The organism is Sandarakinorhabdus oryzae, assembly GCF_009733735.1.
Classification (GTDB): Bacteria; Pseudomonadota; Alphaproteobacteria; order Sphingomonadales; family Sphingomonadaceae; genus Sandarakinorhabdus; species Sandarakinorhabdus oryzae.
This window is the reverse complement of sequence record NZ_WNJP01000003.1, coordinates 1-22,460: the sequence shown is the minus strand read 5'-3', so window position 1 is coordinate 22,460 and position 22,460 is coordinate 1. Positions and strand designations below refer to the sequence as shown.

The window sequence follows — 22,460 nt, the reverse complement described above, 5'->3', positions numbered from 1 at the left end:
ATGCACGGTGGACCACCACGGCCGCGCCGGGTCGAAGAGCCGGTGCGCCAACAGGCGGTGGCCTATGGCTATACAGTGGCGCTGTGGTGCTTCGGGCTGGGCGCCCTCGTCGTGTTGCTGGAAGCGCTCGGCTTGGGCTTTGACCGGGATCGCATCACCTGGATCGCCGGCCTCACTGGCCCGGCGACGCTGGCCTGGCTGTTGCGGCGATTGTGGATGCTCGACCGGGTTGACCGGGGCGCGCGCTACTGGGTTTTCGCCGTGCCGTCGGTCAGCCTCGCTTTCTTCAGCGTGATGTGGATGTTCCGCGCCATGGGGCGCATGCTCTAGGACGTTCTTGCAGCCAGCTTCATATTTCGTTAACCTCTGCCATCGACCGGGGGGTATGTGAAATGAAGTTGCGTGCATTTGCGGCTGCGGCCGCCCTTTCGTTGGCAATGGCCACGGCGGCTCAGGCCGCGTCCACCACCTATCGCTTGATGCTGCAGTCGCGCACCGACACGGCGGCGCCCAATGAGGTGTATGTCGCCTCCTATGCCGACTATGCCAGCCTGCAGGCCGGCACGCTTGGGGCGGGCAGTGGCTACACCCAGATCGGCATCTCGTCTGCATTTCAGATCGCCGGGCTCACCCATGATGGCAGCGCCTATCGGATGATGCTGCAATCGCGCACCGACACGGCGGCGCCCAATGAGGTTTATATCGCCTCCTATGCCAACTTTGCCGATCTGCAGGCCGGCAATCTGGGCGCTGGCTCTGGCTACACCCAGATCGGCATCTCATCCGCTTTCCGCATTGCCGGTCTCGCCTATGATGGCAGCGCCTATCGCATGATGCTGCAGTCTCGGGCTGACACAGCCGCGCCAAACGAGATCTACATCGCCTCCTATTCCAGCTTTGCCGACCTGCAGAACGCCACGCTGGGCGCTGGCTCCGGCTACACCCAGATCGGCATCTCGTCGGCCTTCAACGTGCGGGGCTTCACCTGGGATGGCAGCGCCTATCGCGTTATGCTGCAATCGCTGGCCGACACGGCGGCACCCAACGAGGTGTATATCGCGTCCTATTCCAGCTTTGCCGATCTGCAGAACGCCACGCTGGGCGCCGGCTCCGGCTACACCCAGATCGGCATCTCGTCAGCCTTCATCATCGCTGGCCTCGCCACCGAGATCATCCTTGATCCGCCGCCGCCACCACCGCCGCCAGGCGTTCCGGAACCGCAGAGCTGGGCACTGCTGATCCTGGGCTTTGGCGCCGTGGGGACCCGTCTGCGCCGCCGTCGGTTGCAGGCCGCCTAATTGCAGAACTGACAGCGCGCCGCATGCTGTACCGGGCGCTCACTGCTGTGATGTGGCTTGGCGTTGGCCTTGCCAAGGTGGCGGCGCTGGTCTGGCTGATTGAACAGCATTGGCAACCGGCCGTCCTGGCCTTGCTGACCGCGTGGAGCCTGGCCGGGCTGGCGCTGTGGCTGCGGGCCTTGCGCCAGGCCTGATCTGTTGCCATGGCGGCGGCATGATCCGCGCTGCCACCCCTGCCGACATTCCCGCCATCCATCGGCTGATCGTCGAACTGGCGATCTATGAAAAAGAGCCGGACGCGGTGAAGGCCACGCATGACGATCTGGCGCGCGCGCTGTTCGGTGAGCGCCCGGTGGCGGAATGCGTGCTGGCCGAGTTGGACGGCGAGCCGGTGGGCCTGGCGCTGTTCTTCACCAATTTCTCGACCTGGACCGGCAAGCCCGGCCTCTATCTCGAAGACCTGTTCGTGATGCCGTCGGCACGCGGCGCCGGGCTGGGCAAAGCGCTGCTGGTGCACCTGGCCGGCATCGCCGTGGCCCGCGGCTATGGACGCTTCGAGTGGAGTGTGCTCGACTGGAACACACCGGCCATCGGTTTCTACAAGGCGCTTGGCGCCCGGCCGATGGACGAGTGGACGGTGATGCGGGTGGATGGGGCCGCCCTGCAAGCACTGGCGGGGGACGAAAAATGGGGGACTTCACCACCGACTATCTGATCGTCGGCGCCGGCGCGATGGGGTTGGCCTTTGCCGATACCCTGCTTGCCGAATTGCCGGACGTGTCCATCACCATCGTCGATCGCCACGCCAAGCCGGGCGGGCACTGGAACGATGCCTATCCGTTCGTGACGCTGCACCAGCCGTCGGCCTATTATGGTGTCGCCTCGCTGCCGCTGGGTTCGGGGCAGATCGACAGCCATGGCCTCAACGCTGGCCTGTACGAGTTGGCCTCGGGGCCGGAAGTGAGCGCCTATTACGAGCATGTGATGAACCGCGTGCTGCTGCCTTCGGGCCGCGTGCGCTATCTCCCGATGAGTGACTACAAGGGCGACGGCCGGATCGTCAGCCTGATATCGGGCGCGGAAACGCGGGTGGAGATTGCCCGCAAGACGGTCGACTCCACCTATCTCGGCACCAGCGTTCCCTCCACCCACACGCGCAAGTTCACCGTCGCCGATGGCGTGCGCATCATGCCGCCAAATGATCTGCCGCACCTGTGGCGCGCGCCCGATGCCATGCCCCGACATTTCACCGTGCTGGGCGCAGGCAAGACCGGGATGGACACGATCATATTCCTGCTCAACGCCGGCGCCACGCCCGACATGATCAGCTGGGTGGCCCCGCGCGCCTCGTGGTTCTACAACCGCAAGAGCATTCAGCCCGGCGCGGTCTTCTTTGAACGCACGCTGGGCGCCGCTCTGAAGATGCGCCAGGCCATCGGCGAGGCAAGCGACGCCAGTGACATGTTCCTGCGCATGGAAGCCTGTGGCTGGATGCACCGCATTTCCCGCGATGTGCTGCCCACGATGTTCCACTATGCCGTATCGTCGGAAGCGGAAATCGCGCTGTTACGGCGCGTCACCGATGTCATCCGGCAGGGCCGCGTGCTGGCGCTGGAGCCGGAGTGGATGGTGATGGAGCATGGCACACGCGCCACCGCGCCGGGCACCTTGTTCATTGATTGCACGGCAACCGCCGTGGAGCGCCGGCCCCCGGTGCCGGTGTTTCAGCCTGGGCTGATCGTGCCGCAGATGGTCCGCATGCCGCAGCCGGCGTTCAGCGCCGCGCTGATCGCCTGGGTGGAGGCCCATGTGGACGGGGAGGCGGCCCAAAATGCGCTGACGCGCGCCGTGCCGCTGCCCGACACCATTCAGGAATTTGCCCGGGCCGAGCTGGTGAACATCGGCAACGAGGGCAAATGGTCAGCCAACCCGGCGATGCGGGCCTGGATCGACAATTGCCGGCTGGACAGCATGGGCAAGGAAATCCGACGGGTAACGCCGGCGGACACGGACAAGATGGCGATCCTGATGCAGATGATGCCGGCCACGATGGCCGCCGCCGCCAACCTGCAGCGCCTGACCGCATAGCTGCCCCGGCCCCCGCGGTGCCGGCCGAGGCCTTGCCCGCCCCGATCAGCCGCGCGGCGCGCCCGGGTGCAGCTTGTGCTCCACTGCCAGCGTTCCGGCCTTTTCGGCCTCATAGCGCGCGATCGATTCCAGGATCATCTGCTCTGCCACGGCCTTGCCGGCAAAGCCCTGGCACTTCACCCATTTGCCGGGTTCCAGATCCTTGTAGTGGGTGAAGAAATGTTCGATCTGATCGAGCACGATCTTGGGCAGATCGGTATATTCCTCGACGTCGGAATAATAAGGATAGACCTTGTTGACGCTGACGCAGATCAGCTTCGCATCGCCGCCGGCATCATCTTCCATCAACAGCACGCCCACTGGCCGCACACGAGCAATGGAGCCCGGCATGAAGGGCGAGCGCGCAACGATCAGCGCATCGATCGGGTCGCCATCTTCGGCCAACGTGTGCGGCACAAAGCCATAGTTGCACGGATAACGCATCGGCGTGTGCAGGATGCGATCGACGAACAGCGCGCCCGAAGCCTTGTCGAGCTCATACTTCACCGGCTCGCCACCCAGCGGGCATTCGATGACGACATTGACATCATGGGGCGGGGCAACGCCGATCGGGATCGCGTCGATGCGCATGAGGCAGGTGACTCCTGTGAAACGATGTGGGCGCCGGTTACGGGGCTGCGGCAATCTTGTCCATGGCGTTATTGCCGCGCCCCCGGCCGCGCCGCATGTTCGGCCAGCCAGGCCCTGGTGGCCGGCATGGGCTGATCGGCGCGGCTTTCCAGCAGGGATTTGCCTTCGCGATCCCGGGCCAACGGATCGGCACCTGCGCGCAGCAGCATGACCGCCGAGCGATCATCCTGCATGTAGAGGATTGCTGGCAGGCCATCTTTGCTGCGCGCCCGGGGATTGGCGCCGGCCGCCAGCAGCAGGGCCGTGGTTTGCGGATCCTGGCTGAGCATCAGCGGGGTCCGGCCTTCGCCATCGCGCACATCTGCCGCAATGCCACTGGCCAGCAGGCGGCGCAGCATCTGGAGGCGCGCCTTGTCGGCGATCGGCCCGGGCGGGCCGCAGGCCGGATTTCGCCCGGCCAGCGCGTGCAGGGCCGTGGTTTCCTTCCCGACCAGTCTTGCGCCCGCCGCTTCCAAAGCAGCCATCGTTGCCGGTTGGCAGCCAAACCCGTTCTGGAGCAACGCATCACGCTCGTCCACCGGAAGTCGCCGCAGCCATTCCGGGCCAATGGCGGCAAGCAGGGCCTCGTCGCCGGTGACAACAGCATATTCTGCCAGTACCGCCCCCAGCGGCAACAGCGGCTGAACCTCAACCTTGGCGTCGACCTCCCTTGGCGGACGGACGGTTTGGCGTACCAGTGCGCGCCGATCCAGCCCCTGCTGGAGCAGCGTGGTGAACAGGCCGGAGCGCTTTAGGGTGAGGCCTTTGTCATACTGATCCATCTCGGCCTTTGCCAAAACCGTCATGGCAAGTTGAACCGGCCAGTCGGACGGCAGGCGTGCGCCTTCGGCGCGCAGCAGCGCCGGCGTGCCGGCAGTGCCTTCGATCCAGCGATCCGTGTCCGCCAGCGCGTCCACCGCGTCTTCCAGTTCCGTGACAACCGTCGGCATGCCGACCATCTCGCCGCCATAATCATACACGGTCCGATATTTGCCGCCGGTGCGCAGCGTGAGCGCATAAGTCGGCAAGTCCGTGACCGGTGCCCGATAGGATGGCGTGAGGCCGAAGAAGCGGGCCGCGCGGAACCGTTCATACAGTTGGGCCACCGCTGCCGGATCGACCCGGGTGACATGCCGGCCAGGCCACAGGACGTCATAGCCCTCGTAATGCCGAAACAGGGGGTTGGCAGCGCCAATTACTGGCCCGTCCGATTCAAAGATCACCCGGCCATCGCCATGGATGGTCACGCTGTAATCCGGGCAACTGCCATGGCAGGCGCTGCGCTGCAGCTGGATTTCAACGTCCTTGGAAAAGACCGGCAGCGATGGTGCGCTGGCGGGCGGCGGCGCGGCTGGCGGATAATAGTCGATCTTGATCGTGCCGACGGCCGACACGGGATGATTATCAAACATGAACGGCGCGAACTGCCATTGCCGAGCCGCGGCCAGGGCCGGTGCCACATCGCTGTTGCCGAACGGCTGCGCCTTGGCATCACGCACCCGGCCATCCGGTCCGACCAGCACGCTGACCTGGATGCTGGCGCTGGGCGGCCAACCGGTAACGGCAACCTCGGTTGGTCCCGACAGGCGGTAGCTTGCCAGGTCGGCCACGCCCACCTGCGTCACCGCCGGTTGCGGTCGGTCGCACCCGACCAGCAACAGGCCCAGCGCGAGGCCGACGGGGCGGATGCCGTTCATCTGGGTGCCAGCAGGCGTTCCAGTGGGGTCGGCTTGACCGTGCCGATGCGCTCCAGTCGCGGGAAGCGCAGGCCGCCGGTCCAGGTCCAATCGACGTTGCGCACCCGGTCCTCCGTCTTGACGATGAGGCGGATCGGCGCGGTGCCGCCTTTTGCGGCGGCCACCGCCGCCTTCAGGGCGTCATCACTGAACGGCAGGTCATTCACCGCCAACAACACGTCACCCACCACCAGCCCGGCGTCATAGGCGGCACTGTTCCACAGCACCTGTTCCACCTTGCCGCCGCTGCCCAGCAGCAACCCGCCGGAGAACAAGAGGTTCAACTGGCGGCGGTTGGCATCGGTGAAGGCAGCAGTCGGCTTGTCAGTATACACGAGTTTCCAGCCGGCCAGTTCCAGGCCCTTGAGCGGCGCGCCGCCGGCCTTTTCAGTGAGGCGGCGCTGCAGATGGCCGGCCCAGTCATAGGGCTGCACGGCATTCAGTTCGGCCACCAGGCTGGCGAAGTCATAGGGTTTCTCGCCCCAATCGCCTTCGCCAGTGCCGAAGAAGCGACGCGCGAAATCGTCGAGGCCGCGGGCGCCGCCGCTCATTTGGCGGATCATCGCGTCGGCCTCCAGCCAGATCAGCAGGCCCTCATTGTAATAATCCTCGCTGCGCTGGAAGCTGAGCCAGCCCTTGGGCGCGCGCGGTGTGATGATCGGATCGTTGGTGGTGTCGTCCAGGCTGCGCCAGCTGCGCGCCGGGCGGTTGTCGAGCGTGGCGGCGATGTTGGCGAGTTGGTCCAGCGTGTCGGGCACGCTCACCAGCCCCGATCGCGCCTGCAGCACATAGCCCCAGAATTGCGTCTGGCCTTCATACACCCACAGCATCGAATTGCGCATCGGGGTGCGGAAATCCGGGGTGATCAGATCGGCGCCGCGGCGGTGCTTGCCGTTCCAGCTGTGGGTGAATTCGTGCGGCAGCAGGTTGCGCCGGCCGGGGCCCTTTTCCCAATCGGTGAAATAGCCCGTGTCCACCCCGTTCTCGGAACTGCGATGATGCTCCAGCCCGATGCCGCCCAGCTTGTCCGACAGCGACAGCAGCAGATCATAATGATCGAACTGGCGGGTGCCGAACAGCTTAACCGCCTGGGTGACCAGATCGCGATGCCGGTCGATCTGCTCCGCGCTGGCTTTCAGGAAGCGCCCATCGTCGGCGACGACATTCAGGGTGACGCCCTTGCCCAGATCCCATTTGGCGAAATTGCGCCCGGCAAAGAAGGGGCTGTCCACCAAGGTCTCGTAATCCACCGTCTGGTAGGAGACGCGGCTGCCATCGCGGCTGGCCTCGCGCATGGCGCTGCCGGCCTGCCAGCCCTGCGGCCAGGTGACGGACAGCGAGACCGGGATCTGGCGGGTGAACCAGCCCGCCGGATAGAGCGAGACGCTGTTCGGCTGCAGGTTGATGATGTCGCTGGTGACAACAATGCGGCCTTGCGGCCCATCAGTGGCCGACAGGAACTGAAAGCGCACATCCAGCGCGGTCGCGCCGGTCGGCACCTCCACCCAGAAGGCAAACACATCGAGCGGGTCGCGCTTCCAGGTCAGCACCTGGCCATTGCTGCGAATTTCGAGCCCCGCCAGCTTCTCGATCTCGCCGCGCGGCGCGTGCTTGCCGGGCAGCCATTTCGGAAACAGCAGCGCCATCCTCTTGCCGGCGAATTCCGGCGGCACCGGGATGGTCTCCTCCACCTTGAAGACGCCGTGCAGCGTATCGCTGGTATCGACATGCAGGCGCAGCGTGCCGGGGAAGGGCACATCGCGGGCGGCCGGGATCGCGTCGACGATCGGCAGCGGTTGCGGCAGCGAACGCTGCGCCAGCGAGGGGGCGGCGATCAGGGCGGAAGCAAGGAGAAGCAAGATGCGCATGACGGTTGGTTAGCGAAGCCAGCGGCGGTGGGGAAGGGGGCGCACCGTTGCGCCGCACCGCGCTCTCGCCTATGCCGCCGCCCATGAGCAAAGCCCCACAAAAGCCGCGCGGCACGCAGGACATGATCGGCGAGGCCGCAGCCCGCTTCGATCATGTCATCGAAACCTTCAACCGCGTCCGCAAGCTCCATGGCTTTGGCCGGGTGGAGGTGCCGGTGTTCGAAGCGACGGCCGTGTTCGCGCGCAGCCTGGGCGAGACGACCGATGTCGTCTCCAAGGAAATGTATGAATTCACCGATCGAGGCGGCGATGCCATGTGCCTGCGGCCGGAATTCACTGCCGGCATTGCGCGGGCCTATATCGAAAATGGCTGGCAGCAACTGGCACCGCTGAAGCTGGCCGCCTGGGGGCCGCTGTTCCGCTATGAACGGCCGCAGAAGGGCCGGTTCCGCCAGTTTCACCAGCTCGACGCCGAAATCCTGGGCGCCGGTGAGCCGGCGGCGGACGTCGAGGTGATCGCGCTCGGTCAGCATCTGCTGGAGGAACTGGGCGTTGCCGATGACGTGGTGGTGACGCTGAACTCAATGGGCGATCCCGACACGCGCGCGGCGTGGAGCGCCGCCGTGGCGGCGTATTTCGCGGCGCATCGTGGTGACTTGAGCGAAGATAGCCAGCGCCGGCTCGACAGCAACCCGCTGCGCATCCTCGACAGCAAGGACGCGCGCGACCAGGCGCTGGTGGCCGATGCACCGCAGATCGACGCCTTTTTCACCGTGGAGGCCGGCCAGTTCTTCGAGAAACTGCAGGCCGGCTTGGCTGCCAGCGGCATCGCCTGGACGCGCAACGCAAGGCTGGTGCGCGGGCTCGACTATTATCGCCACAGCGTGTTCGAGTTCGTGACGCAAAGCCTGGGCGCGCAGGGCACAGTGCTGGGCGGCGGGCGCTATGATGGCCTGATCGGCCACATGGGCGGGCCGGAAACGCCGGCCGTGGGCTGGGCGGCGGGGATCGAGCGGCTGGCGATGTTGGTGGCGGAACCGGAGCAGCCAAAGGTTCAAGTGGCCGTGGTCGCCGTTGGCCCTGAGGCGGAAAGCGCCGCGCTCAGCCTGCTGGCGGGGTTGCGCCGCTCCGGTATTGCCGCCGAGCAGGGCTGGCGCGGCAATCTCAAGAAGAAGATGGAGCGCGCCGGCAAGTCGGGCGCGCGGATTGCCGTGCTGATCGGCGCGGACGAAGTGGCAGCCGGTACCGTCACCCTGCGCGACCTTGGTAGCGGTGAACAGGCCGCAGTGGCCAGTGCAGACGCGGTTGCCGCCATCAGGGCACGCCTGGCCTGATGAGCCTGCCGCTCGAGCGCATCGCACAGATCGAGCGCCGCCATGCCCAGTTGGCGCACGACATGGGCAATCCGGCGCTGCCGCCGGAGCAATTCGTGGCGCTGTCAAAGGATTATGCCGAGCTGACGCCGCTGGTGGAGGCGGCGCAGGCGTGGCGGGCGCTGATCGCGACGCGTGACGAACTGCAGGCGATCCCGGCCGGGGACGAGATGCACGGCCTCGCGCAGGAGGAGCTGGCCAGCATCGCCGCACAGCTGCCGGCGGCCGAGCGCGCGCTGGCGCTGAAGCTGCTGCCGCGTGATGCTGCCGATGATCGCTCCGCCGTGCTGGAAATCCGCGCCGGCACCGGTGGGGACGAGGCGGCGCTGTTTGCGGCCGATCTTGCCCGCATGTATGAACGCTATGCCGCAAGCCACGGATGGCGCTGGGAAATATTGTCCGCCAACCCGTCTGACCTGGGCGGCTTCAAGGAAGTCATTGCCAGCGTCTCGGGCGCCGGCGTCTTTGCCCGGCTGAAGTTCGAAAGCGGCGTGCACCGGGTGCAGCGCGTGCCGGCCACGGAAGCCGGCGGGCGTATCCACACCAGCGCTGCCACCGTGGCCGTGCTGCCCGAAGCCGAGGATGTCGATATCGCCATTGACGAGAAGGACTTGCGCATCGACGTGTTCCGCGCCTCGGGTGCCGGCGGCCAGCATGTCAACGTGACCGACAGCGCTGTGCGCATCACCCATATCCCGACCGGCGTCGTGGTAGCGGTGCAGGATGAGCGCAGCCAGCACAAGAACCGGTCAAAGGCGATGAAATTGCTGCGCACCCGGCTGTTTGATGCCGAGCGCGAGCGCCTCGCCAGCAGCCGCAGCGCCGATCGCAAGGCCATGGTCGGCTCCGGTGACCGTTCCGAACGCATCCGCACCTACAATTTCCCTCAGGGGCGCGTGACGGACCATCGCATCAACCTCACCCTGCACCGCCTGCCCGAAATCCTCGATGGCAGCGGCCTTGATGAATTGGTCACCGCGCTGATCGCCGAGGATGAAGCGGCGCGCCTGGCGAGCCTGGGGTGATCCGCATCGCCGATGCCCTCGCCACCGCCGCCAGGCGCATTGGCGGCGAAACACCGCGGCTGGATGCCGAAGTGTTGCTGGCGCACCAACTGGGCTGTTCGCGGGGCGAACTGTTGCTCAATCCGGATCGCATGATTGACGCACAAGTATTTGAAAGACTGATCGAACGCCGCGCCGCTGGCGAGCCGGTCGCGCATATCACTGGCCACCGCGAGTTCTGGTCGCTCGATCTGCTGGTCACGCCCGACGTGCTGATCCCGCGACCGGACACGGAAACGCTGGTTGAGGTTGCGCTCAAGCTTTGCCCGCGGCCACCGGCACGCATCCTCGATCTCGGCACCGGTTCGGGCGCGCTGCTGCTGGCTGCTTTGAGTGAATGGCCAACTGCGGCCGGTCTTGGCATCGATGCCAGTGCGGCGGCTCTGGCGGTTGCCAAACTGAACGCAAAGCGCACTGGTCTTGCCACCCGCGCCGAATTTCGCTTCGGCAACTGGGGCGAAGATTTGGATGAACGCTTCGATCTCATTCTCAGCAATCCGCCCTATATTGCTGAAACAGAAACGCTCTCTGTCGAAGTGCGTGCTCATGAGCCCGCCACCGCCCTGTTTGCTGGCGCCGATGGCCTGGATGATTACCGCCGCATCCTGCCGCAGCTTTCAGGTTTGCTAAACCCGGACGGACTGGCCGTACTCGAAATCGGCCACCGGCAGGGCGCGGCGGTGCTGGCAATGGCCGCAGGGCAGGGGCTGGTCGCCAGCCTGCACCAGGATCTCGCCGGGCGGGATCGCTGTGTTGCGTTACAGGTCGCGCCGCTCCAGGCGCCGGCCTGACCAATCGATCAGATAGGGCACGCCGTTCACGAAGCCATCGAAGCGCAGCCGCTCAGGGCTGTTCGGCTCGTCCGGTGCCCATTCATCCTTGCCGATGCGGCGCAGCGGCAGCACCCCGCGCATGAACAGCCCGTCGCCGCGCGCGACAAGGTTGATGTCGCCGATCCATGGATCATCGCTCTGATAATGACCCGCCAGCGCGGCCAGGTCGGGCGGCGTGGCGGGCAGCGCGGCCCTGGCGCCGGAGCGCAGGAAGCGCCGACTGCCATGATCGAGCGCCACCACCACATTGCCATCGCGCACCGCCAGCAGCGGCCATTCCACCAGCCCCGGATGCGCCGTGACGAACAGGCCGGGCGCCACTGACTGCAGCGGCACCCGCTGGCCGTCCAGCGCCGCCACCAGGCCAGGCAGGATGTCGAGCTGGCGCTCCCCATCCTTGTAGCTGCCGACATAATCGCCCGCATCGGCGGGCAGGGCGCCCAGTTCCGGCGGCGCCGGGATGGCTGCCCCGGCTGCCGCTGCCCGCAGCGCCCGCAGCGCATAGAGGGTGATCAGCCGCGGCCGATAATTCAGCCCGCCCACCGCACAACTGGCAAAGGCACCCAATCCAGCGGCCGCATCGACATGGAAGGACGAGGAGAAGCACACCATGCCGCCGGTGTGGTGGAGCAGCGCGCGGCCTTCATCCTGCCGGTGCATCAGGCCAAGGCCATAGGTTTCGGCCGGCTTGGCCGGATCCTCCACCACCGGGTTTGCCAGCCACAATTTCGCCTGGGCATCGGTGAGGATCGGGCCACCGCGTCCCTGACCCACGGCAATCAGGAAACTCAGGTACTTCGCCATGTCGGGCAGGGTTGAGGCGACCGATCCCGCCCCCAGATCGACATCCACCCACGGCGCCGGCGCCAGCGCCATCCCGAGCAGCACCGGGCGATCAGGCCGCATTGGGTTGTAACTGGCAGGGTAGCGCGCCCGGTCCCGCCACTGGATGGCGCCGCGCGTCGCGCCCATGCCCAGCGGCTTGCACACGCGCTCCTCGATGATCTGCTTGAGCGGCTTGCCCTCGATACGCGAGAGCGCCTTGCCGACCAGATCATAGCCGGTGTTGCTATAACTCCAGCCCTTGCCGGCCGCGAACCCCCGCCACAATTTCAGGCCCAGCGCCGGGGCGAAATCCGGCAGGCCGGTGGTGTGATCGAGCAGGCCGCGCAGGCTGAACGGCCCGCCTGACGAGACGCCAGGCAGCCGTGCCTCGGGCAGGTGCTGGCGCAGTTCATCATCCAGGGTCAACTTGCCCTCGGCCTGCAATGAGAGGACAGCCAACGCCACGAAACTCTTGGAAATGCTGCCGATCTGCCAAAGCTCGTCACCGGCCAGTGGCAGGGTCTCGCGATAGTCGCGGGTGCCCGACAGGATGGTGAAGGGCCGCCCGCCGGCCACCACCACCATGCCCATCGCCGGCAGGCCATAATGACGGCGGTGCGCCTCCAGATAGGCGGCAATGGCGTCGAGCGCACGGGCCTCGGCTGCGCTGGCCCCCGGCGCGATCAGCGTGGCGCTGGCCGCCCCCGCCATGGACACGCCGGCTGCACCGGCCAGAAACAGGCGACGATCAATCGGCATGACAGGCCTCCCTTTGGCGCCACTCTGCCGCTGGCTGTGGCGCGGAGCAAGCCGCCCCGTTCAGCCAATCTGGCCAAGAAAGCCGGTGAGTTCAGCCAGCACCGCCTCAGGCCGTTCCTGCTGCACCCAGTGGCCGGCGCCATCGATCAGGCGCACGCCTGCGAAACTGCGGCACAGCCGGGCCATCGCCTCCAGCCCGCCGGGCGCCTGGTGGATGCCCCAATCGCGCGCGCCGGCAATGAAAACGGCCGGCACCTCGATCCGCCGCCCGGCAAACAGGCGTTCGCCGTGCACCTGGGCTTCGTGACGGGCGCGATACCAGTTGAGGCCACCCTGAAAGCCGGTGCGGCCGAATTCCTCAGTATAGACAGCGAGTTCTTGTGCCGTCAGCCAGTCGGGCAGTTGTTCCGGCATGAACGGCGCCACGGTTTCGGCCATGCCCTGGGCCAGGTCCATGATGTAATAGGTCGGCATTTCGGCCAGCGCCTCGGCGGTCCAGCCGGCCAGCGGATGGGGCGCGTTGCCTGGCCAGTCGCCGCTCTTCACATGACAATAGGCGGCGAGAAAGGCGCCGAGGCCCTGGGGACACGCCATCATCTCGGCATTGGCGCCGCGGGTGGAATAATGCGCGGCATAATGCTTGCGCGGCCGGGGGAGGGCGGCGAGGGCGGCGTGGATATCGGGCGCCGGCGGGCCAGAACCACGCATTGTGCGGGGCAGGGGCGCCGGGCCGGTGAAGGGTGCGCTCATCATGGCGACAGCGCCGAACAGATCGGGCCGCGCCAGCGCGCACCAGCCCGCCACCAGCGAGCCAAAATCATGGCCAATCACGGCAGCCGCGCGGGCATGGCCCAGGGCATGAAGCAGGGCCACCATGTCGGTGGCGAGCCCGGTCATGCGGAAGGGAGCGAGGTCCACATCATAACCGCAGTCTTGACCCGTGGTCTGGCCAAAGCCGCGCTGATCGGGTGCCACGACATGATAGCCCAGCGCCGCCAGCGGGACCATCAGTTTGCGCCAACTGAACGCCAGTTCGGGAAAGCCGTGCAGCAACATCAGCACCGGTGCCCTCGGGTCGCCGGCCTCCAGGACATGCATGGAGAGGCCATTAACGCCGGCGACCTGCCGGGAGCGGATGCCGGACGGCAGCCTCACCGGCCGCGCTCCGCCGCCTTGACCTTCTGCCAGTATGCCTCCTGCTGATCGAGCGTCAGCTGCGGGAAGCCTGGCCCGGCCAGTGCCTCCATCGCCTTGAACCGGCGTTCGAACTTGGCGTTGCCAGCGCGCAGTGCGGCCTCCGGATCGATGCCGTGGCGGCGGGCGAGGTTGGCGAGCACGAACAGCACGTCGCCCATCTCCTCGGCACGGTGGGCCTCGTCGGTGGCGGCATCGAACTCGGCCAGTTCCTCGTTCAGCTTGGCGCGCACGCCCGCGACATCGGGCCATTCAAAGCCCACCCGCGCCGCCCGGGCCTGCAGCTTTTCGGCGCGCATCAGGGCGGGCAGGGCAGTCGCCACACCATCAAGGGCAGAGACAGGCTGTTCCGGCGCGCCGGCGGCTGCGCGTTCGGCGGCCTTGATGCGTTCCCATTCGTCCTTCTGGGCCAAGGCGTCCGCGGCGCGGGTGCCGTCGCTGAAGATGTGCGGATGACGGCGCTCCATCTTCTCGCACAGGGCCGTCACCACGTCGGCCAGGGCGAAATGGCCGGCTTCCTCGGCCATGCGGCTGTGAAAGACGACCTGGAACAGCAGATCGCCGAGCTCCTTCTTCAGCTCCGCCATGTCCCTGAGCGAAATGGCCTCGGCCACTTCATAGGCTTCCTCGATCGTGTAGGGCGCGATCGTGTCGAAATCCTGCGCCAGATCCCAGGGGCAGCCGCGTTCCGGGTGGCGCAGGGCGGCCATGATGTGGGCCAGGCGATCGAGGGAAAGGGTCGTGGTCATGACTTATCCCTGCCGCAGCCAGCGGCGGCTTTCAATCGCGCTGCGCCATGGCTATGCGAGCGGGCGAAGGAGACTCGGGCGATGTTCACCCTCTACGGCGACAAGGTGTCTGGCAATTGCCTGAAGGTGAAGTGGGTCGCCGATCACTTGGGCCTGCCATACCGCTGGGTTGATATCGACGTGGTGAAGGGTGAAGCCAAGGCGCCGGAGTTCGTGGCGAAGTTCCCGATGGGGCAGGTGCCGGCGGTGGAATTCGCCGATGGCCGCCGGTTGGCCCAGTCAAATGCGCTGATGCTGTATCTGGCGGAAGGCAGCGCGCTGGTGCCGGCCGACGGCTTTGCGCGCGCCGAGATGCTACAATGGCTGTTCTGGGAACAATATAGCCACGAACCGGCGATCGCGGTGCGGCGTTTTCAGAAATATTATCTCGGCAAGCCTGAAAGCGAGATTGATCCGGCGCTTGAGCGAAAGGGTCGTGCCGCGCTCGATCAGATGCAGCGTCACCTGGCGGTGCATAACTGGTTCGTGGGCGATGGGCTGAGCTGTGCCGACATCGGCCTGGTCGCCTACACGCGCGTTGCGCACGAGGGCGGCTTTGATCTGGCTTTATGGCCGGCGGTGCAATCATGGGTGCAGCGCGTTGAGCGGACACTTGGGTTGAACGGTTGATTGTTCACCTGGTGGAACGGGCGGGGAGTGGCGGCGCTCAGCCCCTTCTGCTTCATGCTATGAGCCTGATAATATATATTATGTTTAATCTCCACAGCGTCACAAAAGCCCCCCTTGGCGAAATCACCCTGAAAGCCTAACCCGTTCCCATGGATGTCAGCCAATATCCACCGCAGGCCGCCGATCTTTATGGCGATATCGAACGCACGCCGTCCACGCGCTGGCGCGATTATCTGCCGGGCCTTGCCGTCGCGGTGTTGGCCACCCTCGCGGCTGCTTCGTTGGCCGATCGCTATCACGCCCCGCTGACATTGCTGGCGCTGCTGATCGGCCTTGCCATGAATTTCCTGTCGGCGGACCGCCGGCTCACGCCCGGCCTCACGCTGGCCAGTCGCGAGCTGCTGCGCTGGGCCATCGTGCTGGTGGGCGCCCGGATCACGCTGGAGCAGATCATCGCGCTCGGTCCGCAATCGCTGCTGGCCGTGGTCGCCATCGTGGCAATCACAATCGGCGCCGCAGTGCTTGCGGCACGTGGGCTCGGTTTTTCGTCGGGGTTTGGCACTTTGGCCGGCGGCGCTGTGGCCATCTGCGGGGCTTCGGCGGCGATGGCGCTCTCGGCCACGCTTGGCGAGCGCCGGGTGCGCCAGGCCGAATTGACCCTGGTGCTGGTCGGCACCTCGGCAATGAGCAGCGCCGCCCTGGTGCTTTACCCAGCCATCTGTGAATTGTTCAAATTGAATGACTTACAGGCCGGCTTTGTGCTTGGCGCCTCGATCCACGATGTCGCGCAGACGCTGGGCGCCGGCTATGCCTTCTCGCAGCATGCTGGTGAGACGGCCACCATCGTCAAGCTCGCCCGGGTCGCGCTGCTGGCACCCGTGCTGGCGCTGGTGGCACTGGCCTTTCCGCAGCCCCTGAAGATCAGCGGCGGCAAGCGCGCGGCGCCGTTGCTGCCCTGGTTCGTGGTGGGCTTCTTCGTGGTCGCCGGCATCAATTCAACTGGCATGATCCCTGCGCAAGTCTCTGGCGCCGCTGCCAATGTGTCGAGCGGCATGCTCGCCGTATCGGTGGCAGCCACTGCCATTCGTTCGCCGCTGGGCGAGATCTTGAAGACCGGGCCCAAGCCGCTGCTGGTCGGCATCATCGCCAGCCTTACCAGCCTGTCAGCGGCGCTGGCCTTTGCGATCTTCGCGCTATAGCGCGATCACCTGGCCGTCGAAGCCTGGTTCCACGCCGGACGGCAGTTCGGTAAACAGGGTGGCATAGTCCATGGACTGGTCCATGTGAGTGAGCACGGCCCTGCCCGGCCGGCGCTTGCGGATCCAGGCCAGCGTGTTCTCCAGATGGCTGTGCGTCGGGTGCGGTTCCCGGCGCAGCGCGTCCACCACCCACAAGTCAAGGCCCATCAGCGCAGCATCGGCGCGACTGTCAAAGTCTTTGACATCAGTGGAATAGGCAAAGCTCTTGCCATCATGATCAAAGCGCACGCCGGTCGATTCGATGTCGCCGTGCAGCTGCGGGAACGGCGTAATGCGCAAGTCGCCCAGCATCACCGGCCCAGTCAGATCATGCGCCGTGCAGGTCGCCGGATAGCCCGCAGCGCCCTTGAACACATAATCAAAGCGGGACGTGAGAACCGCGAATGTCGCCGGGCTGGCCCACACGTCCACCGGCCGACGCATGGCATGAAAGACCTGGCGCAGGTCATCAATACCATGGGCGTGATCGGCATGATCATGGGTGATGATCACCGCATCCAGATGCGCGACCCGTGCCGACAGCAATTGTTCCCGGCAATCTGGGCCGCAATCGATCAACACCGTCTTGCCAGCTGCCTCCACCAGCACGGAGACACGGCGGCGCCGGTTCTTGGGGTTATCAGGGTCGCACAGGCCCCAATTTCCAGCCCCATCCGGCCCGCCGATACGTGGCACGCCGCTGGAGGTGCCGCAGCCCAGGATGGTGATCTTCACGCGGCCTTCGTGAACAAGGCGCGGAAATTGGCGGTGGTGGTGGCGGCCAGTTCCGCCTCGCTCACGCCGCGCAGATGGGCCAGGAACCGCGCCGTGTGCGCGACAAAGGCCGGCTCGCAGGTTTTGCCGCGCATCGGCACGGGTGCAAGATAGGGCGCATCGGTCTCGACCAGCAGGCGGTCGGCAGGGATCGTCTTCGCGGTTTCCTGGAGGTCGCGGGCGTTCTTGAAGGTGACGATGCCTGACAGCGAGATGTAGAAACCCAGCGCAAGTGCCTCTTCTGCAAAGGCCTGGCTGGCAGTGAAGCAGTGGATGACGCCGGTCAGGCGCCCTTCCCCCGGTTCCTTCAGCAGCGCCAGCGTGTCGGCCTCCGCATCGCGGGTGTGGACGATCAAGGGCAAGCCGGTGGCCCGCGCCGCCTGGATGTGGCTGCGGAAACTGGTCTGCTGCCGGCCACGGTCCGACTTGTCGTAGTAATAATCGAGCCCGGTCTCACCGATGGCAATCACCCTGGGGTGAGCGGTGGCCGCGATCAGCGTGGCGGCATCGGTATCGGGATGCTCATCGGCTTCGTGCGGGTGGATGCCGACACTAGCCCACACGCCGTCGTGCGCCTCGGCGATGCCGATCACGCCGTCCCACTCGCTTTCCCGGCAGGAAATGGCGAGAAAGCCCCCCACGCCGACCGCGCGGGCGCGGGACAGCACGCCGGGCACATCCTCGCCCAGGCTGGCGTAGTTGAGGTGGCAATGGCTGTCGATCAGCATGTCAACTGTCCAGCGTGATGCGCGGGAACACGCCGGCCGGCGCCGGAAGTTGCGCGCCCGCTGCAACCGGCGTGTTCAAGCCGCTGAAATCACGTAACTCCGCGCTCACGCCGAGCTGATCAAGCAACTGCGCCGTGCTGCTCGGCATGAAGGGCTGGGTCAGGATGACGATGCGGCGCGTGGCATCGAGCGTGGCAGCCAGCACTTCGGCCATTCGCGTCACGTCGGTCTTGGCCAGTGCCCAGGGCGCATTTTCAGCAAAATAGCCGTTGGCGGCCGTCACCATGGACATCAGCGCATCCAGCGCCTTGTGCAGCGCCAGCGCGTTCATGGCGGCGAAATAGGCCTCGCTGCCGGCCATGAAGGCCTCTTTCAGGCGCACTTCGCTCTCGCCGGCCTCGCCCCGCACCGGCATCACGCCGCCAAGGTTCTTCGCCACCATCGAGAGGCTGCGCTGCGCCAGATTGCCGATGCCGTTGGCAAGATCGGCGTTGGTGCGCTCCACGATGGCGTCGTCGCTGTAGCTGCCGTCCTCACCGAAGGCGACTTCGCGGCACAGGAACCAGCGCAGGCGATCAACGCCAAAGCGTTCCACCATCGCCGCCGGATCGACGACATTGCCGAGCGACTTGGACATCTTCTCGCCGCGGTTGAGCACATGGCCGTGGCCGAACACGGTCTTGGGCAACGGCAGGCCCGCTGACATCAGGAAGGCCGGCCAATAGACGGTGTGGAAACGCACCACGTCCTTGCCCACCACGTGCAGATCCGCCGGCCACCATTCGCCGTCCAGCCCGCCGGCACCAGTGAGATAATTGGCCAGCGCGTCAAGCCAGACATACATGACATGGCGCTCGTCGCCCGGCACCGGGATGCCCCAGGTGAAGCTGGTGCGGCTGACCGACAGATCCGAAAGTCCGCCGGCAACAAAGGCGCGCATCTCGTTGAAACGGCTGAGAGGCTGGATATACTCCGGATGGGCTTCGTAAAGCGCCAGCAGCCTGTCCTGATAGGCAGACAGTTTGAAGAACCAGCTTTCCTCGACAGTCCATTCCACTGGCGTGCCCTGCGGCGACAGCTTGGTGCCGTCATCGCCGGCGACCAGTTCGCCTTCGTCGTAATAGGCCTCGTCGCGGACGGAGTACCAGCCTTCGTAGCGGCCCAGATAAAGATCACCATTGGCCGCCATGCGCTGCCACAGCGCCTGCACCAGTGCCTTGTGGTCGGTATCGGTGGTGCGGATGAAGCGATCGAAACTGATGCCGAGCGCCGCATCAAGGGCCTGGAACGGGGCGACCATCTCATCGACATAGGCCTTGGGTGGCTTGCCGGCGGCGCGCGCGGCCTGGTCGATCTTCAGGCCATGCTCGTCGGTGCCGGTCAGGAAACGCACGTCAAAGCCATCGAGCCGCTTGAAGCGGGCGACGACATCGGTGGTCACCACCTCATAGGCATGGCCCATGTGCGGCCGGCCGTTGGGATAGGCGATGGCAGTGGTGACGTAGAAGCGCGGCTTGCTCATGGCCACGGCCAATGCGGCAAAGTGCGTGGCGATTCAAGCCGGGACGGCGGCGAGGTGCAGGGCGAGGCGATGTGCCACCTGCCCGGGTTCCAACTGCAGCGGCACGGCTTCGCGGGCGAGGCGGCTGGCGGCTTCCCATTCGGCGATGGCCGCCCCCCGCGCTGGGCCGTTCAGGCGCTGGGCGCGGGTCGCAATCAGGGCCGGCACCCGATCAAGCAGCGCGGCATAGCGCCCTTCCCGGCCCTTGGCGCCGATGCCGCGCGCCAGCATCAAAGCCGCCGGATTGGCGATTTCGGGCGGCAGACCGGCCAGTGCGGCGAGATCCTTTTCCAGCGCGGTGATGCCGGCCCCCGCCAGCGCCAGCGCGCGGCCAGGACAGCCTTCGGCGAGGCGGACAAGCAGTGCTTCGTCCTCGCCGTCGAGATCGGCGCCGGCCAGCACGCGGGAGACTTCGGCATCCGCCAGGCGGGAGAAGCGCAGCGTGCGGCAGCGCGAACGGATGGTGGGCAGCAGCCGGCCGGGCGAATGGCTGACGAGCAGGAACACCGTGTCTTCCGACGGCTCCTCAAGGCTTTTCAGCAAGGCATTGGCTGTGTTGCGGTTCATGTCATCAGCCGCGTCGATGATCACCACCCGGCGCGGCCCCAGCATCGGCGTCCCGGAGAGGAATTCGCGCAAGGGTTGCCCTTCGCTGTCGGGCCGGCGCACGATCTGGCCGATAACGATCTCGCTGCGCAGCTTGCCGGTCTTCGCCGGCGTGCGTTCGATCAGGCGGAAATCCAGGTGCGATCCGGCGGCCATCAGGCGGGCGGCTTCACTGTCGGGTGGCACTTGGAAGCCACCACCGGCCGGCGCCCCGGCCAGCAGCCATGTCGCGGCCTCGCGGGCAAACAGCGCCTTGCCGAGCCCCTGCTGGCCGACCAGCAGCCAGGCATGATGCGGCCGTCCGCCGGTAAAGGCCGACGTGAAGGCCTCGACCTGGCTTGAATGGCCAATCAGCACAGCGCCGCCCGGATGCGTGCCGCCACGTCGTCGATGCTGCCGCCGGCGTTGATGGCCCTGCATCGGTCGGGCTCCGCGGCGGGCAATTGTGCGAAAAATTGCTGCACGCGGGCATGGAAGCCACCGCCAATGGCTTCGAAGCGCGCTTCGGCACCGCCGCGCGCGGCGGCCCGGGCCAGTCCTTCGGCCTCATCCAGCAGCAGCACCAGCGTCACGTCCGGCCACAGCCCAACGGCCTCATTGTGCAAATCAATCAGCGCCGCATCTTCCAACCCGCGCCCGGCCCCCTGATAGGCCCGGGTGGAATCGATGAAGCGGTCGCAGATCACTGTCGCGCCGCGGTCCATCGCCGGGCGGATGACGCGTTCCACATGGTCCACCCGCGCCGCCGTCATCAACAGCGCGTCGCTCCACGGCGTCCAGCGATCGGGGTCGCCGGTCACCAGCAGGCTACGGATGGCCTCGGCGCCCGGCGTGCCGCCCGGCTCACGGGTCAGCACCACTTCGTGACCGTCAGCGCGCAAGGCTTCGGCCAGCAGGCGCCCTTGCGTGGACTTGCCGCTCCCCTCCCCGCCTTCCAGCGTGATGAACCGGCCCTTCTTCATCAGCTGAAGAAGCTCATCACCCAGTTCCAGGCGCGGCGGAACATGCCGGCTTCCTCGATGGCGACCGGGGTGACCAGCGGCGCCTTGGCCGGCGCTTGCCCGGGCATGGTGACGGTGAGCCAGCCCACCTGTTGGCCCGCCTTCAGCGGCGCCTTCAGGCCGGGCAGACCTTCAACGGCCGTCTTGCGCTCCATGCCAAAGCCGCGCGGCAGGGTGACAAACAGGTCCTTCCCGGCGACCGCATCGATCTGCGGGTCGGCCGCGCCGTCGATGGCGACCTTGCCCATCACCTGGCCCTTCTTGCCCAGAGGCAGATTCTGCCAGGCGGCAAAGCCCCAGTTCATGAAATCGACGCTGGCCGAAACGCGCTCGCCAAAGCTCTTCAGGCCGGCGACGACCATGACAATGCGGCGGCCGTTCTGCACGGCGGAGCCGGTGAAGCCATAGCCGGCTTCCTCGGTGTGGCCAGTCTTCAGGCCATCGGCGCCGGGCACCTTGCCCAGGATCGGGTTGCGGTTGCCCTGGGTGATGGCATCGCCGCTGCCCAGCTGTTTGCCCCAGGTGAAACCTTCCTTCTGGTAGAAACGCGCGTACAGGTCCGGGAAGTCGCGGATCGTGGCTTCGGCAATCATGGCGAGATCGCGCGCGGTCACATATTCGTTGGGATCAGGCCAGCCATTGGTGTTGGTGAAATGGCTGCCCTTCAGCCCCAGGCGCGCGGCTTCGCGGTTCATCAGGGCGACGTAATTGGCCTCGGTGCCGCCCAGGCCTTCGGCCAGCACCACGCAGGCATCATTGCCCGACAGGGTGACGATACCGTGCAGCAGATTCTCGACGCTCACCTGGCTGTTCACTTCCAGGAACATGGTGCTGCCCTGGTTGTTCCACTTCTTCCAGGTCTCCTCGCGCACCAGGATTGGCTGCTCGAGATTGGCTTCGCCCGACTTGATCAGCTTGAAGGCGACATAGACGCTCATCATCTTGGCCATGGAGGCCGGCGGCATGCGCTTGTCGGCTTCCTTGGCGAACAGGATGCGGCCGGTCTGCAGATCCTTCATGAAGGCGATCGGGGCCGCCGTGTCATAGGCCGGCGCCTGGGCCAGCGCCGGCGCGGCAGCGGCAAGAGCAATGACGGCAACGGGGGCAAACAGGCGCATGGCTTCGGTGGTCCTCAGGTCAATCAGCGGGCGGTGGTGGTGGGGGGAATCAGTCTGGCATCGGCATAGCCGGCAGCGCGCACCTGCGCCAGCGCCGCGCTGGCCGTCGCTTCATTGCCATAGGGGCCAAGCCGCACGCGGGTGAGGCCGCCGGGCAGGGCTTCGGTGAGCACCGGGCCGAAACTGGCCAGATAGCCCTTGAGCCAGGCGACGCGGCCACCATCGCCGAGCGCGGCGACCTGCACCAGCCAGTTGGCACCCGCCGGCGCACTGGCGCGCGGGCCAGGCGGCAGCGCGACCGTGGCCACC

22 protein-coding genes are annotated in these 22,460 nt (G+C 66.4%); 9 read left to right on the top strand and 13 right to left on the bottom strand.

All coding sequences use genetic code 11. The features are described from left to right. The 4 genes from GJ693_RS00835 (at position 1) to GJ693_RS00820 (ending at position 3,386) form a co-directional block, all read left to right on the top strand. Entirely contained in the window at positions 1-330 is a 330-nt protein-coding gene (locus GJ693_RS00835) for a hypothetical protein (RefSeq protein WP_156254437.1), read from the top strand. A 107-nt stretch (positions 331-437) separates the two neighbouring features. Beyond that, positions 438-1,298 carry a PEPxxWA-CTERM sorting domain-containing protein gene (locus GJ693_RS17430; RefSeq protein WP_235902523.1) on the top strand — a complete coding sequence of 287 codons (861 nt, stop codon included), beginning with the start codon at positions 438-440 and terminating at the stop codon, positions 1,296-1,298. A gap of 214 nt (positions 1,299-1,512) precedes the next feature. After that, entirely contained in the window at positions 1,513-2,013 is a 501-nt protein-coding gene (locus GJ693_RS00825; protein WP_156254436.1) for a GNAT family N-acetyltransferase, read from the top strand. Further along, the gene (locus GJ693_RS00820) at positions 1,986-3,386 is read left to right on the top strand and encodes an NAD(P)-binding protein (protein ID WP_156254435.1); all 1,401 of its coding nucleotides are present in this window, start codon (positions 1,986-1,988) and stop codon (positions 3,384-3,386) included. Before GJ693_RS00825 ends, GJ693_RS00820 begins: the two co-directional genes overlap by 28 nt. A 45-nt stretch (positions 3,387-3,431) precedes the next feature. On the opposite strand, the gene ppa is transcribed toward GJ693_RS00820, so the two are convergent. From ppa to GJ693_RS00805, 3 genes are all read right to left on the bottom strand, one after another. Then, on the bottom strand, positions 3,432-4,016 hold the full coding sequence (gene ppa, locus GJ693_RS00815) for an inorganic diphosphatase (protein WP_156254434.1): 585 nt from the start codon (positions 4,014-4,016) through the stop codon (positions 3,432-3,434). Between the two features lie 68 nt (positions 4,017-4,084). After that, positions 4,085-5,752, bottom strand: a complete 1,668-nt coding sequence (locus tag GJ693_RS00810) for a DUF6438 domain-containing protein (protein WP_156254433.1) — start codon at positions 5,750-5,752, stop codon at positions 4,085-4,087. Beyond that, the gene (locus GJ693_RS00805) at positions 5,749-7,659 is read right to left on the bottom strand and encodes a M61 family metallopeptidase (RefSeq protein WP_156254432.1); all 1,911 of its coding nucleotides are present in this window, start codon (positions 7,657-7,659) and stop codon (positions 5,749-5,751) included. The genes GJ693_RS00810 and GJ693_RS00805 overlap by 4 nt, the downstream gene beginning before the upstream one ends. Positions 7,660-7,742: 83 nt before the next feature. Between GJ693_RS00805 and hisS the strand changes: the two genes are divergently transcribed. Genes hisS through prmC form a run of 3 tightly spaced genes read left to right on the top strand, consistent with a single transcriptional unit; the run spans position 7,743 to position 10,887 of the window. Next, on the top strand, positions 7,743-8,993 hold the full coding sequence (gene hisS, locus GJ693_RS00800; protein WP_156254431.1) for a histidine--tRNA ligase: 1,251 nt from the start codon (positions 7,743-7,745) through the stop codon (positions 8,991-8,993). Continuing rightward, positions 8,990-10,057, top strand: coding sequence for a peptide chain release factor 1 (gene prfA, locus GJ693_RS00795; RefSeq protein ID WP_156254430.1), 1,068 nt, complete (start codon positions 8,990-8,992; stop codon positions 10,055-10,057). The genes hisS and prfA overlap by 4 nt, the downstream gene beginning before the upstream one ends. Further along, positions 10,057-10,887, top strand: coding sequence for a peptide chain release factor N(5)-glutamine methyltransferase (prmC, locus tag GJ693_RS00790; RefSeq protein WP_197041858.1), 831 nt, complete (start codon positions 10,057-10,059; stop codon positions 10,885-10,887). Before prfA ends, prmC begins: the two co-directional genes overlap by 1 nt. Here prmC and GJ693_RS00785 read toward each other — a convergent pair. The 3 genes from GJ693_RS00785 to mazG are packed head-to-tail and all read right to left on the bottom strand — an operon-like array spanning position 10,855 to position 14,456. Next, positions 10,855-12,513: a serine hydrolase domain-containing protein gene (locus GJ693_RS00785; protein WP_156254429.1), complete on the bottom strand. Its 1,659-nt coding sequence runs from the start codon at positions 12,511-12,513 to the stop codon at positions 10,855-10,857. The genes prmC and GJ693_RS00785 overlap by 33 nt on opposite strands. 60 nt (positions 12,514-12,573) lie before the next feature. After that, a complete protein-coding gene (locus tag GJ693_RS00780; RefSeq protein WP_197041851.1) occupies positions 12,574-13,668 on the bottom strand; it encodes an alpha/beta hydrolase in 1,095 nt (364 codons plus the stop codon). Beyond that, the gene (gene mazG / locus GJ693_RS00775; protein ID WP_156254428.1) at positions 13,665-14,456 is read right to left on the bottom strand and encodes a nucleoside triphosphate pyrophosphohydrolase; all 792 of its coding nucleotides are present in this window, start codon (positions 14,454-14,456) and stop codon (positions 13,665-13,667) included. Before mazG ends, GJ693_RS00780 begins: the two co-directional genes overlap by 4 nt. 81 nt (positions 14,457-14,537) lie before the next feature. Between mazG and GJ693_RS00770 the strand changes: the two genes are divergently transcribed. Continuing rightward, positions 14,538-15,125 carry a glutathione S-transferase family protein gene (locus GJ693_RS00770; protein ID WP_156254427.1) on the top strand — a complete coding sequence of 196 codons (588 nt, stop codon included), beginning with the start codon at positions 14,538-14,540 and terminating at the stop codon, positions 15,123-15,125. 149 nt (positions 15,126-15,274) lie between these two features. Beyond that, a complete protein-coding gene (locus GJ693_RS00765) occupies positions 15,275-16,324 on the top strand; it encodes a YeiH family protein (protein ID WP_156254426.1) in 1,050 nt (349 codons plus the stop codon). On the opposite strand, the gene GJ693_RS00760 is transcribed toward GJ693_RS00765, so the two are convergent. The 7 genes from GJ693_RS00760 to GJ693_RS00730 form a co-directional block, all read right to left on the bottom strand. Next, entirely contained in the window at positions 16,319-17,098 is a 780-nt protein-coding gene (locus tag GJ693_RS00760; protein WP_156254425.1) for an MBL fold metallo-hydrolase, read from the bottom strand. The genes GJ693_RS00765 and GJ693_RS00760 overlap by 6 nt on opposite strands. Beyond that, the gene (locus GJ693_RS00755) at positions 17,095-17,865 is read right to left on the bottom strand and encodes a TatD family hydrolase (protein WP_156254424.1); all 771 of its coding nucleotides are present in this window, start codon (positions 17,863-17,865) and stop codon (positions 17,095-17,097) included. The genes GJ693_RS00760 and GJ693_RS00755 overlap by 4 nt, the downstream gene beginning before the upstream one ends. Position 17,866: 1 nt before the next feature. After that, positions 17,867-19,387 carry a methionine--tRNA ligase gene (gene metG / locus GJ693_RS00750; RefSeq protein ID WP_156254423.1) on the bottom strand — a complete coding sequence of 507 codons (1,521 nt, stop codon included), beginning with the start codon at positions 19,385-19,387 and terminating at the stop codon, positions 17,867-17,869. 33 nt (positions 19,388-19,420) lie between these two features. After that, positions 19,421-20,389 (bottom strand): AAA family ATPase, encoded by a 969-nt coding sequence (locus GJ693_RS00745; protein WP_197041850.1) that lies wholly within the window; start codon positions 20,387-20,389, stop codon positions 19,421-19,423. Beyond that, positions 20,383-20,994 carry a dTMP kinase gene (gene tmk, locus GJ693_RS00740; RefSeq protein ID WP_156254421.1) on the bottom strand — a complete coding sequence of 204 codons (612 nt, stop codon included), beginning with the start codon at positions 20,992-20,994 and terminating at the stop codon, positions 20,383-20,385. The genes GJ693_RS00745 and tmk overlap by 7 nt, the downstream gene beginning before the upstream one ends. Continuing rightward, positions 20,994-22,151 (bottom strand): D-alanyl-D-alanine carboxypeptidase family protein, encoded by a 1,158-nt coding sequence (locus GJ693_RS00735; RefSeq protein WP_156254420.1) that lies wholly within the window; start codon positions 22,149-22,151, stop codon positions 20,994-20,996. Before GJ693_RS00735 ends, tmk begins: the two co-directional genes overlap by 1 nt. A 23-nt stretch (positions 22,152-22,174) precedes the next feature. Next, the coding region (locus tag GJ693_RS00730) for an SPOR domain-containing protein (protein WP_197041849.1) at positions 22,175-22,460 on the bottom strand (286 nt) is incomplete at its 5' end.